At 68.5% G+C, this 13,438-nt stretch carries 15 protein-coding genes, 3 tRNA genes and 1 other RNA gene; 11 read left to right on the top strand and 8 right to left on the bottom strand.

Annotation, left to right across the window (positions count from 1 at the left end; translation table 11 throughout):
* Nucleotide 1 precedes the first annotated feature (1 nt).
* Both ASF71_RS09555 and ASF71_RS09550 read left to right on the top strand, forming a co-directional pair.
* Entirely contained in the window at nt 2–724 is a 723-nt protein-coding gene (locus ASF71_RS09555) for a metal ABC transporter ATP-binding protein (RefSeq protein ID WP_056298721.1), read from the top strand.
* 9 nt (nt 725–733) lie between these two features.
* Nucleotides 734–1,543 (top strand): metal ABC transporter permease, encoded by an 810-nt coding sequence (locus ASF71_RS09550; RefSeq protein ID WP_056298761.1) that lies wholly within the window; start codon nt 734–736, stop codon nt 1,541–1,543.
* A gap of 51 nt (nt 1,544–1,594) precedes the next feature.
* Here the strand turns inward: ASF71_RS09550 and ASF71_RS09545 are convergent, their stop codons facing one another.
* Nucleotides 1,595–2,104 carry a hypothetical protein gene (locus ASF71_RS09545; protein WP_056298717.1) on the bottom strand — a complete coding sequence of 170 codons (510 nt, stop codon included), beginning with the start codon at nt 2,102–2,104 and terminating at the stop codon, nt 1,595–1,597.
* Nucleotides 2,105–2,282: 178 nt separating this feature from the next.
* Complete coding sequence (locus ASF71_RS09540) at nt 2,283–3,470, bottom strand: S1C family serine protease (protein WP_056298715.1); 1,188 nt, start codon at nt 3,468–3,470, stop codon at nt 2,283–2,285.
* A 153-nt stretch (nt 3,471–3,623) separates the two neighbouring features.
* Between ASF71_RS09540 and ASF71_RS09535 the strand changes: the two genes are divergently transcribed.
* Complete coding sequence (locus ASF71_RS09535; RefSeq protein ID WP_056298712.1) at nt 3,624–4,067, top strand: gamma-glutamylcyclotransferase; 444 nt, start codon at nt 3,624–3,626, stop codon at nt 4,065–4,067.
* Nucleotides 4,068–4,121: 54 nt separating this feature from the next.
* Here ASF71_RS09535 and rpsO read toward each other — a convergent pair whose 3' ends face one another.
* Nucleotides 4,122–4,397, bottom strand: a complete 276-nt coding sequence (gene rpsO, locus ASF71_RS09530; RefSeq protein WP_056298709.1) for a 30S ribosomal protein S15 — start codon at nt 4,395–4,397, stop codon at nt 4,122–4,124.
* A gap of 167 nt (nt 4,398–4,564) precedes the next feature.
* Between rpsO and ASF71_RS09525 the strand changes: the two genes are divergently transcribed.
* Both ASF71_RS09525 and ffs read left to right on the top strand, forming a co-directional pair.
* A tRNA-Leu gene (locus ASF71_RS09525) sits at nt 4,565–4,647 on the top strand.
* Nucleotides 4,648–4,759: 112 nt separating this feature from the next.
* Nucleotides 4,760–4,858: signal recognition particle sRNA small type (ffs, locus tag ASF71_RS22540), an RNA gene on the top strand.
* 79 nt (nt 4,859–4,937) lie between these two features.
* Here ffs and ASF71_RS09520 read toward each other — a convergent pair.
* A complete protein-coding gene (locus tag ASF71_RS09520; protein ID WP_056298706.1) occupies nt 4,938–5,327 on the bottom strand; it encodes a hypothetical protein in 390 nt (129 codons plus the stop codon).
* Between the two features lie 55 nt (nt 5,328–5,382).
* Between ASF71_RS09520 and ASF71_RS09515 the strand changes: the two genes are divergently transcribed.
* On the top strand, nt 5,383–6,111 hold the full coding sequence (locus ASF71_RS09515; RefSeq protein WP_056298704.1) for a carbonic anhydrase: 729 nt from the start codon (nt 5,383–5,385) through the stop codon (nt 6,109–6,111).
* A gap of 43 nt (nt 6,112–6,154) precedes the next feature.
* On the opposite strand, the gene ASF71_RS09510 is transcribed toward ASF71_RS09515, so the two are convergent.
* Together ASF71_RS09510 and ASF71_RS09505 are read right to left on the bottom strand one after the other, a co-directional pair.
* Nucleotides 6,155–7,240, bottom strand: a complete 1,086-nt coding sequence (locus tag ASF71_RS09510) for a M20/M25/M40 family metallo-hydrolase (RefSeq protein ID WP_056298701.1) — start codon at nt 7,238–7,240, stop codon at nt 6,155–6,157.
* A 216-nt stretch (nt 7,241–7,456) separates the two neighbouring features.
* Nucleotides 7,457–7,882 carry a hypothetical protein gene (locus ASF71_RS09505; protein ID WP_056298697.1) on the bottom strand — a complete coding sequence of 142 codons (426 nt, stop codon included), beginning with the start codon at nt 7,880–7,882 and terminating at the stop codon, nt 7,457–7,459.
* Nucleotides 7,883–7,921: 39 nt separating this feature from the next.
* On the opposite strand from ASF71_RS09505, the gene ASF71_RS09500 reads away from it, so the two are divergent.
* Together ASF71_RS09500 and ASF71_RS09495 are read left to right on the top strand one after the other, a co-directional pair.
* Nucleotides 7,922–9,505 (top strand): DR2241 family protein, encoded by a 1,584-nt coding sequence (locus ASF71_RS09500; RefSeq protein ID WP_255354727.1) that lies wholly within the window; start codon nt 7,922–7,924, stop codon nt 9,503–9,505.
* Nucleotides 9,506–9,641: 136 nt separating this feature from the next.
* A complete protein-coding gene (locus ASF71_RS09495; protein WP_056298757.1) occupies nt 9,642–10,418 on the top strand; it encodes a VC0807 family protein in 777 nt (258 codons plus the stop codon).
* A 54-nt stretch (nt 10,419–10,472) separates the two neighbouring features.
* On the opposite strand, the gene ASF71_RS09490 is transcribed toward ASF71_RS09495, so the two are convergent.
* The gene (locus tag ASF71_RS09490) at nt 10,473–11,210 is read right to left on the bottom strand and encodes a metallophosphoesterase (RefSeq protein WP_056298692.1); all 738 of its coding nucleotides are present in this window, start codon (nt 11,208–11,210) and stop codon (nt 10,473–10,475) included.
* A 113-nt stretch (nt 11,211–11,323) separates the two neighbouring features.
* On the opposite strand from ASF71_RS09490, the gene ASF71_RS09485 reads away from it, so the two are divergent.
* From ASF71_RS09485 to ASF71_RS09475, 3 genes are all read left to right on the top strand, one after another.
* A complete protein-coding gene (locus tag ASF71_RS09485; RefSeq protein WP_056298689.1) occupies nt 11,324–12,262 on the top strand; it encodes a diacylglycerol kinase family protein in 939 nt (312 codons plus the stop codon).
* Nucleotides 12,263–12,276: 14 nt separating this feature from the next.
* Nucleotides 12,277–12,963 (top strand): PHP domain-containing protein, encoded by a 687-nt coding sequence (locus ASF71_RS09480; RefSeq protein WP_056298755.1) that lies wholly within the window; start codon nt 12,277–12,279, stop codon nt 12,961–12,963.
* A 216-nt stretch (nt 12,964–13,179) separates the two neighbouring features.
* Nucleotides 13,180–13,266: transfer RNA gene (locus tag ASF71_RS09475), tRNA-Leu, on the top strand.
* Nucleotides 13,267–13,353: 87 nt separating this feature from the next.
* On the opposite strand, the gene ASF71_RS09470 is transcribed toward ASF71_RS09475, so the two are convergent.
* Nucleotides 13,354–13,429 (bottom strand) — tRNA-Gly (locus ASF71_RS09470).
* Nucleotides 13,430–13,438 lie beyond the last annotated feature (9 nt).

Below are 13,438 nucleotides of genomic sequence, written 5' to 3'. Positions count from 1 at the left end.
GATGCTCGGCGTCCAGAACCTCACCGTCCGCTACGGCTCGCAGGTGGCCCTGGAAGACGCCACCGTGCGCTTCGAGGCGGGGTCTTTCAGCGCCATCATCGGCCCGAACGGCGCGGGCAAGAGCACCCTGCTCAAGACCCTGGTGGGGCTGCTGCCCGACCACCTGGGCGCGGTGCAACTCGACAGCGGGCACAGTGCCCAGGACTGCGTCTCGTACGTGCCCCAGCAGCAGACCCTGGACTGGGCCTTTCCGGTAACGGTCTGGGACGTGACCATGATGGGCCGCACCGGCCGCCTGGGCTGGCTGCGCTGGCCGGGGCGGCGCGACCGGCAACTTGTCGAGGAGGCGCTGCGCGAGACCGGCGTATACGACCTGCGCCACCGCCACATCGGGGCGCTGTCGGGCGGGCAGCGCCAGCGGGTGCTGCTCGCGCGGATGCTGGCCCGGCAGGGGCACCTGCTGCTGCTCGACGAGCCGCTGACCGGTGTGGACGCGACCACCCAGGAGCAGCTCATGGCTCTGCTGCGCGCCCAGGCCGACGCGGGGCGCGCGGTCGTGATGGTCACGCACGACCTCGAACAGGCGCGGCGCTGGTGCGACCACCTCGTGCTCATCAACCGCCGGGTCATCGCCGACGGCACGCCCGAGCAGGTCTACACGCCGCGCAACATTGAGGCGACCTTCAGCTCGTCGCACCTGGGTCACACCCACGCGGAGGCCTGAGTGCATCCCCTGGCCTGGCTGACCGATCCCCTGCAGTACGACTTTTTCGTGCGGGCACTGTTGGCTGTGGTACTCGTCAGCGTGCTGTGCGCGCTTATCGGCGCGTGGGTGGTGCTGCGTGGCCTGAGCTACATCGGCGACGCCATGAGCCACGCGGTGTTTCCGGGCATCGTGGCGGCCTTTCTGGTGCGCGGCAACCTGCTGCTGGGGGCCCTCATCGCCGCCGTGCTCACCGCGCTGGGCATCGGAGCCATCGGGCAGCGCAGCGGTCTCAAGCAGGACAGCGCCATCGGCATCGTGTTCGTGGGCATGTTCGCGCTGGGGGTGGCCCTGTTGTCGAAGGCGCCGACCTTCACCACCGACCTCAGCAACTTTCTGATCGGCAACCCACTGGGCGTCTCCCCCGCCGACCTGTGGGGCGCCCTGGGGGTCACGGTCCTGGTCGGCGGCTTCCTGACCGCCATCCAGAAGGAGCTGCTGCTGGCCTCCTTCGACCCCACCGAGGCGCGCGCGGTGGGGCTGCCGGTGCGGCGGCTGAACAACATCCTGCTCATCCTGATCGGGCTGGTCGTGGTCCTCACGGTGCAGCTCGTGGGCACGACCCTGAGCGTCAGCCTGCTCATCACGTCGAGCGCCGCCGCCCGGCTGCTGGCGCGCAGCCTCCGCAAGATGATGGGGCTGGCCGCCTTGCTGGGCAGCCTGGGCGGCGTGGCCGGGCTGTACCTGAGCTACTACCTCGACACGGCTCCCGGCGCGACCATCGTGCTCGTCAACACGGCCGTCTTCCTGCTCGCCCTGCTGGTCCGCCGCCGGGAATAAAAAAGCCCCTCCGCAGTGGGAGGGGACCAGACGGAAGGGAAAGAGGCTGAATCAGGCCGCAGGCTGCTCGCCCTGTGCAGCAGGCTGAACCTCGCCCTCGGGGGCCCGGCGCGTGCGGGCCGGGCGCTCGCCACCGGCTTCTGCGGCCGGAGTGGGAGTGGGAGCCGTGGGAGCAGGCGCCGGGGCCGCACCGATCCGGGCCAGCGTATCGGCGAAGGCGCGCAGGGCGTCGCCGCCTTCCAGGTCGGACACCGCGCGGGCATTCAGGGCGCCGAGTTCCTCGCGGGTCACGGCGTATTCGGGCGCCTCATGGCCCTTGAGCCGGTGCAGCACGCGGTATGCAGTGCCCGACTCGATGGTCGCGCCCTTGCTGGTTGTTACGCGGGCGTCGGCGTGCATGGCGCCGCCGATCAGCGTGATCTGCTCGGGGCTGATCAGGGTCACCCGGTCGCCGCGTTCCTCCATGTGCGCGGCGAGTTGCAGCAGGCCGCGCAGGTCCAGCATGGTGTGGAAGAGGTCCAGATGCTGGAGCATGGCTCCGGCCTTTTTGAGGGTATCCATACCTGCATTATTCTGTTTTCGGCAGAATTGTCAATACGCCATATGCAGAATATGATCAAATCTCTTCATCTCAGCCGGGATCGACCTGCCGAATCCGAGACACCTCATGCCCCAGAGAAGACGGCACTCCCCTCCCAGTTTCGTGGGAGGGGGTGCCGTCTTCAGGCATTCGCCCGGGTCAGCGCTGCGCCACCGTCGAGCGGCCGATCAGGGTCATCTTGACCTCGATGGTCTTGCCGGCCCGCAGCACCTTCAGGGTCACGGTATCGCCGGGCTGGTAGTTCGAGCGCACGATGCGCTGAAAGTCACTGAAGTTCACCACGCGCTTGCCGTCAATGGCCGTCACGAGGTCGCCCTGCGTCACCTTGCCCTCGGCGTTGTACTGGAGGGGGCGCAGACCGGCGCGCGCGGCCGGGGTGTTCGCCGACACGTCGGTGAAGAAGGCCCCTGCCACGCTGCCCAGCCCCAGGCTCAGCCGTTCGTTCGCCTCCGCGAACAGGCGCTCAGGCAGGGCAGTGAGCAGGGCGAGATTGCCCCCGATACTCACGCCGATGACCGGGGCTTCGCGCTTGACACCCTTCTTCAGGTCGGCCAGCCGCTGGGCGCCCGCCGTGACCGGCACCGCGTAGGCAGTGATTTCCGGGTCGGCGCTCAGGTCATCGACATTCGAGGGCTTCACCGAGATGTAACTCACGACGCCCGTGACCTCGCCCTTCGCGTTCAGGATGGGGCCGCCGCTGTCCCCGGGAATCAGGGGGGCGGTGAGTTCCAGCGTGCCGGAGGGAAAGTCAGCGCGGTCCGACGGGGTGTCCAGCGCCGTCAAGCGGCCGGTCTTGGGAGTCAGGAAGCTGCCGCCCCCGTTGCCGATGGCCAGCACCGGGTCCCCGACCTTGGGCGAGGCCGCCACGACCGGCAGATAGGGCGTGCCCTTGGGGACATTCACGCGCAGCAGCGCGATGTCGTTCTGGTCGTCGTACCCAACGACCTCGACCGCGTACCGCTTGCGGTCGGCCGTCTGGGCGCTCAGGGCCTTGGCCTGGAAGATGACGTGGTAGGCAGTCAGGGCCAGTCCGTCGTCCCCGATCAGGAAGGCCGTGCCGATGCCGTCGGGTTCTACGCAGTTGTTGACCGGACACTGCAAAATCCGCAGGGTCGAGGGCCGCGCCTTGGTGAACAGCGTCCCCTCGGCGCTGGTCAGCTTGTCGGCACCGCTCGTCACGCGCCCGGACGTGGCAGGCCGGGCCGGGACAGACTTGGTGGAAGGCTGCGCCGGAGAAGTCTGGGCCAGCACCAGACCGCCGGCCAGGAAGGCGCCGACCGTGAGGATGGGCAAGGACCGGCGAATCTGTTTTTGGCGAAGATTCATGCCCTATTCTGCCTCTATTTCGGATGAAGCAGATGTGCCCAAGATGGCTTTTCTCGCGGCTCCACGCCCTCTTTCGGCCCGTACCTGCCCTGGCCGGCTCTGCTCTCCGCGTGTCCCCAACGGAGGGCCGGAATCGCCCGTACAGTGGAGAAAATGCTCCTTCCGACCACTGTCTTCGTGTACGGCACCCTGATGCCCGGCGAGCGCAATGCCGGCGTGGCCGGCTCGCCCGGCAGCTTCCGTGCGCAGGAGGCGGTGCTGGCCGGGCACCGCCTCCTGCATCTCGATCCCGAGCTGTACCCTGCCGCCGTACCGGGCGAGCCCGGCGACGTGGTGCGGGGCTACGCCCTGACCTATACACCGGCGGCCTGGGCAGCGGCCCTGCCTTTCCTCGACGACCTCGAAGGGGTGAACGCGACGCCGCCGCTGTACCGCCGCGTCTCCGTGCGCCTGCAAGTCGGCGGCGGCGAGCTGGAGGCCTGGGTGTATCTGTATGCCCAGGCGCGGCGGCTCACGCGTCCCGGCGCCCTGTTCCTGCCGGGTGGGGACTGGCGGGCCGTCACCGGCCGGGACCGTCCCCGTCCCGGCGACCGCTGAGCCACAGACCAAAAAAATCCCCGCACAGGGCGGGGACAGTGAAGCCTGGGGGGCTCAGCGGACGATGCGCTGGCCGCGGCGGATGCTGAGCTTGTCGGTCAGGGCGATGTACCCGTCGTAATCGGTGCGCTCCAGGTACTTGAGCAGGCGGCGGCGCTGGCCGTTCAGGAGCTGCAGACCGCGCTGGCCGGCCTTGTCCTTCTTGTTGGTGCCGAGGTGCACCGACAGGTTGTTGATGCGCGCGGTGAGCAGAGCCACCTGCACGGCGGTGCTGCCGGTGTCGTTGCCTGCCTTGGCGTGCTCCTGGATCACTTGCTGTTTGTCAATCATGTAAAACCTCTCTTGTTGTGAAGTCCCGCGCGCGGCAGACAAGGGAAACGTGCCCTCCCGCCCCGGCGGCAAACGCCAGCATACCACGCCTGTTCCCGCGCACAAAGACCCTGCGCCTTGACAGCTCCGCCTCACGCCGGTACACTTTCCCTCGCCCTTAAGGCCCTGCTCGGGTGGCGGAATTGGTAGACGCGCACGTTTGAGGGGCGTGTGGGCAACCGTGTGGGTTCAAGTCCCATCTCGAGCACCAGCCGAAAAGCTTCGCCGGAACTGTCAAAGGTTCTGGCGGCTTTTTTTTGTACTGTGTCACCTTCCGCGCCGCGCTTGTCTTCGGGGAAGGGTGTGCTACCATTCTCAGCGCATTGCTGGTGCAGCGCAGCGTAGACGCTCGAACCTGGTCAGGGCCGGAAGGCAGCAGCCATAAGGGATGATCTGCGGGTGCCGTTGCTTTCCGGCAATGCTTTTTTTGTGCCGATCTTCCGCGAGGGGCACGCTGGACGGCCCCTGCCCCCAAGCGTGCCCTTCCCTACCAAGGCGGCCCTAACGCGTCTTGGGCAGCAGCACGAGCGCCTGGGTCTCCTTGACCACCGCCACGTTCCGCAGGCGCTCGCCGTCGAGGTCGCCGGCCTTGGCCAGCGCCTCGGCCTTGCGCTTGTCTACCACCGCGACCTCCAGCGTCGCCGCGTCCCCGAACACCTCCCGGAACTGCTCGATGGGGTACTCGACGCGGCGCTGCACCTTCAGCACGGCGCGGTACAGCTCGGTCTCGGCATACTCGCCGTCCTCCATCGCCGCCTTGATGTGCTTGCCCAGCTCCTCTTTCTCGGCTTCCAGGCCCAGCAGGGTGTCGCGCAGCGTGGCGTAGCGTTCTAAGAGCTCAGTCAGCGAGGGCGGGGTTTCAGGGTCCAGCGGGCCTTGGGAAGCGGTCATGCCTGACCATACCGCCTGTCCCCAGCCCCCGGCGCCGGAAGGCTAGGATGCGCGCATGAGCGACGACACCCAGCCCCCCATGCCCCCCGGAGAACTCAAGCGGCGCGTACAGGACGCCATCCGCCGGGGCGCCAGCATGGAAGAGATCGCCGACCTCAAGCGCGCGGATATCGGCGGCACGGAAGAAGCCATCCGGGCGCTGAAGGACGGCAACGCCCGGTTCTTCAGCGGCGAGGCGGGTCGCCCGGAACTCGGCGCTAACGAGCGCCGCGCCCAGATCATGGGCCAGACGCCCTTCGCGGCCATCCTGGCCTGCAGCGACAGTCGCGTGCCGGTCGAACTCGTCTTCGATCAGGGCCTGGGCCATCTGTTCGTGGTGCGCGTGGCCGGCAACGTGGTCGGCGAGGCCGGCCTAGGGTCGCTGGAATACGCCATCAAGCACCTCGACGTGCACCTCATCATGGTGATGGGCCACGAGGGCTGCGGCGCGGTCGCGGCGGCCCTACTGCCCCCCGAGCAGCTCGCGCAGGAGCCCGAGCACCTCCGGGCCCTCATCGGGCGCATCCAGCCCAGCGTGCAGCGCATGCCGGCCATCCGCGACAAGAAGGCCCGGATGCGCGAGGCAGTGCTCAACAACGTGCGCCATCAGGTCCAAACGCTGCGCGACCAGCCCTTCATTCAGGAGGCCGAGGCGCGCGGACACATCCGGGTCATCGGCGGCTTCTACGAGATCGGCTCGGGCGCGGTGGACTTCCTGACCGACGAGGAAGACCTGCGGCCCTGAGCCGGGCGCACCCCCAGCACCCGGCCGACCGTTGCTCGGCTGCTCAGGCCAGCGGCTGGCGCTGGTAAAGCTCGACCACGCGGCGCAGGAAGCTCAGTCCGGCGTCCAGGCTGCCGGGCTGAACCCACTCGTCCTCGCGGTGGGCATTGCCGCCCCGGTAGACCCCCAGGGCGATGGCGGGCAGGCCGTGAATCACGGCGGCGTTGGCGTCGGTGCTGCTCGACGCCAGCCGCAGGTCGATGCGGCCCTCACGCGCGGCCGTCTGGGCCAGGTCCAGCAGCGCGCCCGCGTGCAGATCGCCGCCGGGGCGGTCGCCCACGCGGTCGAGCTTGAGGGTCACGCCCGCGTCGCGCGCCGCCGATTGCAGGGCACTCTGGGCGCGGCTGTCGAGTTCGGCCAGCGCGCCCTGGTCCAGCGAGCGCAGGTCGAGCAGCAGTTCGGCGCTGCCGGCGATGGTGTTCACGCTCGTGCCGCCTGACGCCGTGCCCACGTTCAGGGTGGTGCGCGGCGAGTGTGGCAGGTGCAGGGCGTAGAGCCGCGCGATGGCCAGCCCCAGGGCGTGCAGGGCGCTGGGGGCCTGATCGCCCCAGGAGTGCCCGCCGGGGCCGATGTAGCGCGCCCGGTAGCGCCGCACGCCGACCGCCCGCGTCACCGCGACGCCCAGGTAGCCGTCCACCGCAACGAAGGCCCCCAGGTCCTGGGCATGAGCGGCGAGTAGGTGTTTGGCCCCGCGCAGGTCGCCCAGCCCTTCCTCGCCCACGTTGGCGGCCACCCACAGCGGGCGGCGCAGCAGGCCCTCGCGCCCGCGCAGGTCGCGCAGCAGGGCCGTGACCACCGAGAGACTCGCGCTGTTGTCGCCCACGCCGGGGCCGACCAGACGGTTGCGCTCGGCGTGGACCGTCACATCGGTCGACATCGGAAAGACCGTGTCCAGGTGCGCGGCCAGGAGCAGGGCGGGGCGGCCCTCGGTGCCGGGCGGAGTGATCCGGGTGACGACGTTGCCGACCTCGTCGCGGCTGATCACGTAGCCCAGTTCCGCCCAGGTCTCGGCGATCAGGCGGGCACGCCCCTCCTCCTCAAAGGTCGGAGCGGGCGTCTGCGCGATACGCGTGAGATAGGACAGAGGCATCAGGCCGCGATTCTAGCGGCTCTCCCTCTCCTGCCCTGCGGACGCCGGGCCTCTCCGGCCGATTCCTTCTGTTTCGTGAACCCGGCGGGCAGAGCTTGAGCACTCGGATTCTGCAGCCAGATCATCTCAGCCAGAGACTCCGGCGCGCTCCTTGCAACCCACACACGAGAAACCGCCAGCCCCCGGTCAGGAACTGGCGGTGAAGGGGCGCTGGGATCAGCGGCGCAGCATCCGGCTGCCGATGATGCCGGCAAGGCCCACGAGACCCGCCTTGACGAGCGGGCTGTTGAGCATGCCGCCCTGGCTGAACGCGGCTTCCAGGGGGCTGCGGCCGTCCTGGGCCGGAGCCTGCGCAGTGCGGGTGTAGGCGTCCACGAGGTCGTCGTCGTTGTCCGCGTTCACGGGGCGGCCGGCATTGACCGGGCTCTGCCCCAGGGCCGTGCCCATCTGCTGACGCTGGTCGGGCGACATTCCGCCGAAGTAGTCCTTCATGATCTGGCTGCGCTCAGTGGGCGAGGCGCTGTCGAGATAGTCGCGGATGTACGCGGCGGCTTCCTCAGGGCTGACGACGCCGTCGCCGTTGGTGTCGCGGGGATCGAGTCGGGCCATCTGGGCGTGACGATCTTGTTGGTCGGGAAACATGGTGCCTCCTGGTTGGGCCGCGCTGGACCCCTGAACTGGATGTCGGCCGCGCCGGGACTGGCGGTCAGCTCTGTTGTCTTACCCCTGCACCTTAAAAAGTGCCCGCCCCGGTTGGGTGAGGAGAAGGTGTCGGGGTCTTGGGGTTCGCCCGCGCGTGCACTCTGCACCCGGCGGGACATTTCCGCAGCGTGCGGGGCTCTAGAGTGCTGGGGTATGCGCTCTCTGGTGCTGATCGGACACGGCTCCCACCTCAACGGCGAATCGGCCGCCGCCGTCTACCGCTACGCCGAACTCATTCGCGGGCGCGGCCTGTTCGACGAGGTCGTCGAGGGCTACTGGAAGGAAGAACCCTCGCTGCGGCAGGTCCTCAAGACCACTGCAAGCACCGACGTGACGGTCATTCCCATGTTCATCTCGGAGGGCTATTTCACTGAGACGGTCATTCCGCGTGAACTGGGCCTGGGCCATCAGGGACCGGTGCCGCCCAGCGGCGTCGCGCGGGTGCTGGGCGGGCGCACGGTGCGCTACACGCTCCCCTACGGCGTGCATCCCAGCATGCGCGACGTGATCGTGACCCGCGCGCGCGAGGCCCTGCCGGACCTGGACGCGGGCGACACCGCCCTGGTCGTGCTGGGCCACGGCACCACCCGCAACGAGAACAGCAACCGCGTGATCTACGAGAACGCCCAGGCACTGCGCGAGAACGGTCTGTTCGCCGAGGTTCACGCCCTGTTTCTCGACGAGGACCCCAAGGTGGGCACCTGGCCCGAGAAGATCACCGCGCCGCGCGTGGTCGTGGTGCCCTTTTTCGCCTCCGAGGGCTGGCACACCCTGGAGACCATCCCCGAGGACATGGGCCTGACGGGCGACGTGACCGAGTTCCCCGACACGCCCCACGGCCCGCAGACGGTGTACTACGCCAAGCCGGTGGGCACCCACCCGGCGGTCGCCGACGTGATCCTGCATCTGGCCGAGGAAGCGCGAGGGGCCTCCGAGCGCGGCGGTGACGAGGACCGTGCTTGGCACGCCGCGTGGCAGGCGCTCGTGTCGCTGGCCCGCCGGGGCGGCCGCCTGGGCGAGGTGATGATCAGCCCGCAGAGCGGCGTCTTCGAGATGCGCCATGCCCTCGATGAGGGTCGCCCCGGCAGTGACCTCACGACCGTCGTGACTCCCGAGGGCCTGCGCGACCTGACCCGCCGCGACGAGGGAGGCAACCACCGCCCTGTTCACACCCTGCGTAACCTCCCGCGCGGCTGGCGGGCGGTGCTTAGCGAGGACGACCTCGTGCGCGGCGTGCACTTCCTGTATCCGGCCGTGGTCGAGGAAACCTACGCCCACCACTGCCGCACCCTGCGCGCGACCCCCTGGCCCACCACCGCGCGGCGCCAGACTGGCATCTACAGCCGCGTGCAGCGCGCCACGCCGGAGCAGGTCGAGCACGTCGCCTCGGAGGTCTGCGCGGGTTGCCTACGCACCCGCCTGTGGGCCGGCGAGACGCTCCCCCAGACCTTCTTCGCGGGTGTGCCCGGCGCCATTCCCTGCGCCGAGGCCTGCACCCTCTTGGTGGCCGAGGTGCGCGAGGAAGTCAGCGGCAAGCGCGGCGCGGGTGGCCACAGCCACTAGCCCCGGCACCGACCCGGCCCTACGCATGGCCCCTGCTCCACAGTGAGTGGGGTTTTTCTATTTGGCGGTCCGGGCAGCGGCGCGCACCCGCCACCTTTCCTGACAGCCCTCACCTGCGAATGAGAGAATGGCGGCCATGAGTCAGCCGACCGCCACCCCCAAGCCCCAGCGTGCCCGCATTCCCAAGACCGTGTGGGACCTCGTGTTCACGCTCGTCATTCCCATCCTGATCCTGAGTCCGAACATCCTGGGCAGCGGCATCAGCGTGGCCGAACTGCTGGGCGGGGGCACAGGCGGCAACGTGCGCGCCTACCTCGTGGCGGCGCTCGTTCCAGTTGCCTACGTGCTTGTGGACCTGCTGGTGAACCGCAATGTCAGCCCCGTGGCCCTCATCGGCGGGGCGGGGGCCATCTTCAGCGGCGCCCTGGCCTTCTGGTACGTGGACGGCTTCTGGTACGCCATCAAGGACAGCGCGCGCTCGTACCTCACCGGCATTCTGTTTCTCATCAGCGCGGCGACCCGCGTGCCCTTCTTCCGCGTCTTTCTGGACGCCGCGAGCATCGGCGAGAAACCCGAGGACCGCGCCGCGACCGCCGAGGCGATGCGCGACCCCGGCGTGCACCAGGGGCTGGTGTGGGGCACAGTGGCCTTCGCCCTCGTGGACCTCGTGGGCGGCGTGGTGAACAGCGTCGTGAACTACGGGCGCGTCACAGCCCGCTTCGGCACCGACGCCTTCAATGCCCAGGTGGCCGAGGTCAACGCCATCATGCGCGTGCCGGGACTGGTCATCAGCATGGTCGGGGTCTTCATCGCCATCGGGCTGGTGCAGCGCGCCGTCAAGGCCCGTTACGGCGCGGGGGCCAGCGTCTTCGAGCCGGCCAAACTCGCCCAGGCCATGCGCGAACACAGCTGAGGCTTCGGCGCACGGGGAGGGCCGTCCGGACAGGTGTCCTGGGCGGCCCTTCTCTCAGAATTCTCCGGTGCGCGTGCGGCGCTTCTGGTGAGCCCCGGTCAGCAGTTCGGCCACGTACTCGCGCACGAAGGGCATCCCGCTCGACTCGGCCGCCGCGATCTCCTCCTGGCGGTCGTAGGTCAGGCGCACGAAGGTCGTGCTGTAGCTTGGTCCCTGTTCTGCAAACTCGAGAATGAGGTAACAGGGCAGCGTACTGTCGAGGGGATTGCCCACCGAGCCGCAGTTGATGAGCGGGCGTCCCTCGACATCCAGCAGGAGCGCCTCGTGCATGTCGGCGTACACGAGCGCGTCGGCGTGTTCCTTCAGGCCGAACTGCGGATTCGGCGCAAAGGCCTCAAGCTGGTCACTCAGGCTGCTGTGCGGATAGAGGCGGTGGAACAACCCCCGGCTGCTCGCGTGGACGAAACGCCACCACGCACCGCCGAACTGCTCCTCGATCCCGTAGGGCAACTCCCCTAGGTAGGAGAGCTGACCGGGGGTGAGAAGGCTACGCGGCCAGAGATCCTGCGGGCGGTGGGTGGCGCCTCCGACGCGGGCGTCCCAGTTGCCCTGGATCACCCGCGTGGCGTGCGCCTGGGTCCACTCGACCACGGCGCGCGGTCGGGGCCCCTTGCCCACCAGGTCGCCCAGCACCCAGATCTCCCCGATGCCGCGCCGCTGAAGGTCGGCATGGACGGCCAGCGTCGCCGCCAGGTTGGCGTGCAGGTCGGCCAGGACGGCGAGACGAATCATGGGGGGCAGTCTAGCCCAGGCCGCCGGTGCCGCGCCGCGCGTCTTCTTTCTCAAGGCATCCTCAACCCGCCCCGATCTCCCTCCGGGGCCGCCGGGAACGCTACAGTCCGGCCATGCCCGCCCCCGTGTCCTCTGCCCATCCCTCCGGGGCTCTCTTCGCGGCCCCGGCGCTTCTCGTATTTAACCCGGAGGCGGGAGGCAGCAGCGAGACGAGCCCACCAGCCCTCGTCGCCGGCCTGCGTGCCCTGGGTCATCCGGACGTGACCTGCCTGGAGACCGGCGACGACCTCCCGCAGAGGCTCGCCGGGGCACGCGGCGCAGTGTATGTGGCGGGGGGCGACGGCACGGTGCGCCGGGTCGCCTGCGCGCTGGCGGGCCATCCAGGGGCAATCCTGGCACCCATCCCCCTGGGCACTGCCAACAACGTCGCCCGCAGTCTAGAGATCGAAGGCCGTCCCGAAGAAGTGCTGGAACGCTACCGCCGCGCCCGGCCTGTCCCCCTCGACCTGGGCCGGGTCCGTGCACCGTGGGGCGAGGACCTGTTTCTGGAGGCCTGTGGCTGCGGCGCCTTCGCACACGCCCTGGCCGAGTACGGCCCCGAGGAGGGCAAGAGCCCACTGCGCGCCGTGCAGGCCCTGGCCCGGACCCTGGGGGGCTTTACGCCGTTGCCCCTGGCCCTGCGCGTGGACGGCGCAGCACAGCCCTCTACACCGCTTGCTCTGCTGGAGATCATGAATGCCCGCGCCTTCGGCCCACGGCTCCCCCTCGCGCCCCAGGCCGACCTGGGGGACGGTCGGCTGAACGTGGTCCAGATCGACGCCGAGCGGCTCGACGGCGCCTTGGCCTATATCGCGGCTCTGGCCCGCGGTACCCTGGCCGACCTGCCGAGTGTAGAAAGCCGGGAGGCCGAGCAGATTGACATTCCCTATCTGGGTCAGGTCTTTCACGTGGACGACCAGGTCCGGCCCGCACAACCGGACGTGACCGGCACCGTCTCGATCTCCGTGTGGGCCGGCGCGCTTCAGGTGCTCCGTCCAGAGCCGGACGCGTGAGCCGGCCCGCCACCATGCGGGTGGACCTGCATGTCCACACTGAGGTCAGTCACGACTGCCGGACACGACTGCGCGACATCCCGGCCCAGATGCTCCGCAGCGGCACCCTGACCATTGCCGTCACCGACCACGACCAGCACCGCGGCGGCCCGGAGCTGCGCGCAATCGTCGAAGACCAGGGACTGGCCGACCAGCTGAGCGTCATTCCCGGCGAGGAGATCACGACCCGGGAGGGCGAGCTCATCGGCCTGTTTCTTCAGGCAGGGATTCCTCCAGGACTGACCCCGGAAGAGACAGTAAGTGAAATCAAGGCCCAGGGCGGCTTAGTCCTGCTGCAACACGGATTTGATCCCCTCAAGCGCTACCGGCTGCGGCCTGAAGCCACCCAACGTATCGCTGAGCAGATTGATGTCGTCGAGACCTTCAACTCCAGGCTGTCGCGTCATCGCTGGAATCGGGCCGCCGCGGACTGGGCACAGGAACGGGGCCTGCCGATGTGTGCCGGCAGTGATGCGCATACGCTCCGGGACATCGGCGAAGCCTGGGTCGAAACCCCCTTTCGGCTGATCCGCTCACCCGACGATCTGCAGCAGGCCTTGGCCGAAGGTACGGTCGCCGGACGCTGGACCCACCCGCTCTACGCTTACGGCCGCAAACAGTGGCGTACGTTCAGAGGACGGATAAGTCACCGACCGAGCTGAACAAAGGTAGGGGTCGTCACTACTGTCTGGCGAGTAACGCCATGAACCTCACGAATGACAGGAAACGAGTGTTTTGAAGTCTATTGCTGACGATAAACAGGACAAAAACTGGATGTAAAAGGATGCTTTTTACTTCTACCCGACAGCGCGCTCCGCCGAGCAGTATTTTTCTCTATACTGCGTCAGCGCTGAGTCTGGCGCTATTTCACTTTCCAGGCCGGGATGGCGGAATCGGTAGACGCAACCGACTTAAAATCGGTCGCCCGTAAGGGCTTGCGGGTTCAAGTCCCGTTCTCGGCACCAATTTGGCCCCGTCCCCTCTGGCGGGGCCACTCTCTTTGATCTACACCGCACACAAAAAGCCCCCACCTCAGTAGAGGTGGGGGGTTGTGGAGCGGGAGACGAGATTCGAACTCGCGACATCTACCTTGGCAAGGTAGTGCTCTACCAGCTGAGCTACTCCCGCAATAAAAAA

This window comes from Deinococcus sp. Leaf326 (assembly GCF_001424185.1).
Classification (GTDB): Bacteria; Deinococcota; Deinococci; order Deinococcales; family Deinococcaceae; genus Deinococcus.
Note: the sequence above shows the minus strand (reverse complement) of the source record. Positions and strands in the feature narration are given on the sequence as shown.

Coding starts and splice junctions, on each gene's coding strand:
- ASF71_RS09480 (WP_056298755.1), top strand. CDS start 12,277: ATGCGGGTGGACCTGCATGTCCACACTGAGGTCAGTCACGACTGCCGG.
- ASF71_RS09555 (WP_056298721.1), top strand. CDS start 2: ATGCTCGGCGTCCAGAACCTCACCGTCCGCTACGGCTCGCAGGTGGCC.
- ASF71_RS09485 (WP_056298689.1), top strand. CDS start 11,324: ATGCCCGCCCCCGTGTCCTCTGCCCATCCCTCCGGGGCTCTCTTCGCG.
- ASF71_RS09495 (WP_056298757.1), top strand. CDS start 9,642: ATGAGTCAGCCGACCGCCACCCCCAAGCCCCAGCGTGCCCGCATTCCC.
- ASF71_RS09515 (WP_056298704.1), top strand. CDS start 5,383: ATGAGCGACGACACCCAGCCCCCCATGCCCCCCGGAGAACTCAAGCGG.
- ASF71_RS09520 (WP_056298706.1), bottom strand. CDS start 5,327: ATGACCGCTTCCCAAGGCCCGCTGGACCCTGAAACCCCGCCCTCGCTG.
- rpsO (WP_056298709.1), bottom strand. CDS start 4,397: ATGATTGACAAACAGCAAGTGATCCAGGAGCACGCCAAGGCAGGCAAC.
- ASF71_RS09535 (WP_056298712.1), top strand. CDS start 3,624: ATGCTCCTTCCGACCACTGTCTTCGTGTACGGCACCCTGATGCCCGGC.
- ASF71_RS09510 (WP_056298701.1), bottom strand. CDS start 7,240: ATGCCTCTGTCCTATCTCACGCGTATCGCGCAGACGCCCGCTCCGACC.
- ASF71_RS09540 (WP_056298715.1), bottom strand. CDS start 3,470: ATGAATCTTCGCCAAAAACAGATTCGCCGGTCCTTGCCCATCCTCACG.
- ASF71_RS09505 (WP_056298697.1), bottom strand. CDS start 7,882: ATGTTTCCCGACCAACAAGATCGTCACGCCCAGATGGCCCGACTCGAT.
- ASF71_RS09490 (WP_056298692.1), bottom strand. CDS start 11,210: ATGATTCGTCTCGCCGTCCTGGCCGACCTGCACGCCAACCTGGCGGCG.
- ASF71_RS09545 (WP_056298717.1), bottom strand. CDS start 2,104: ATGGATACCCTCAAAAAGGCCGGAGCCATGCTCCAGCATCTGGACCTC.
- ASF71_RS09500 (WP_255354727.1), top strand. CDS start 7,922: ATGTCGGCCGCGCCGGGACTGGCGGTCAGCTCTGTTGTCTTACCCCTG.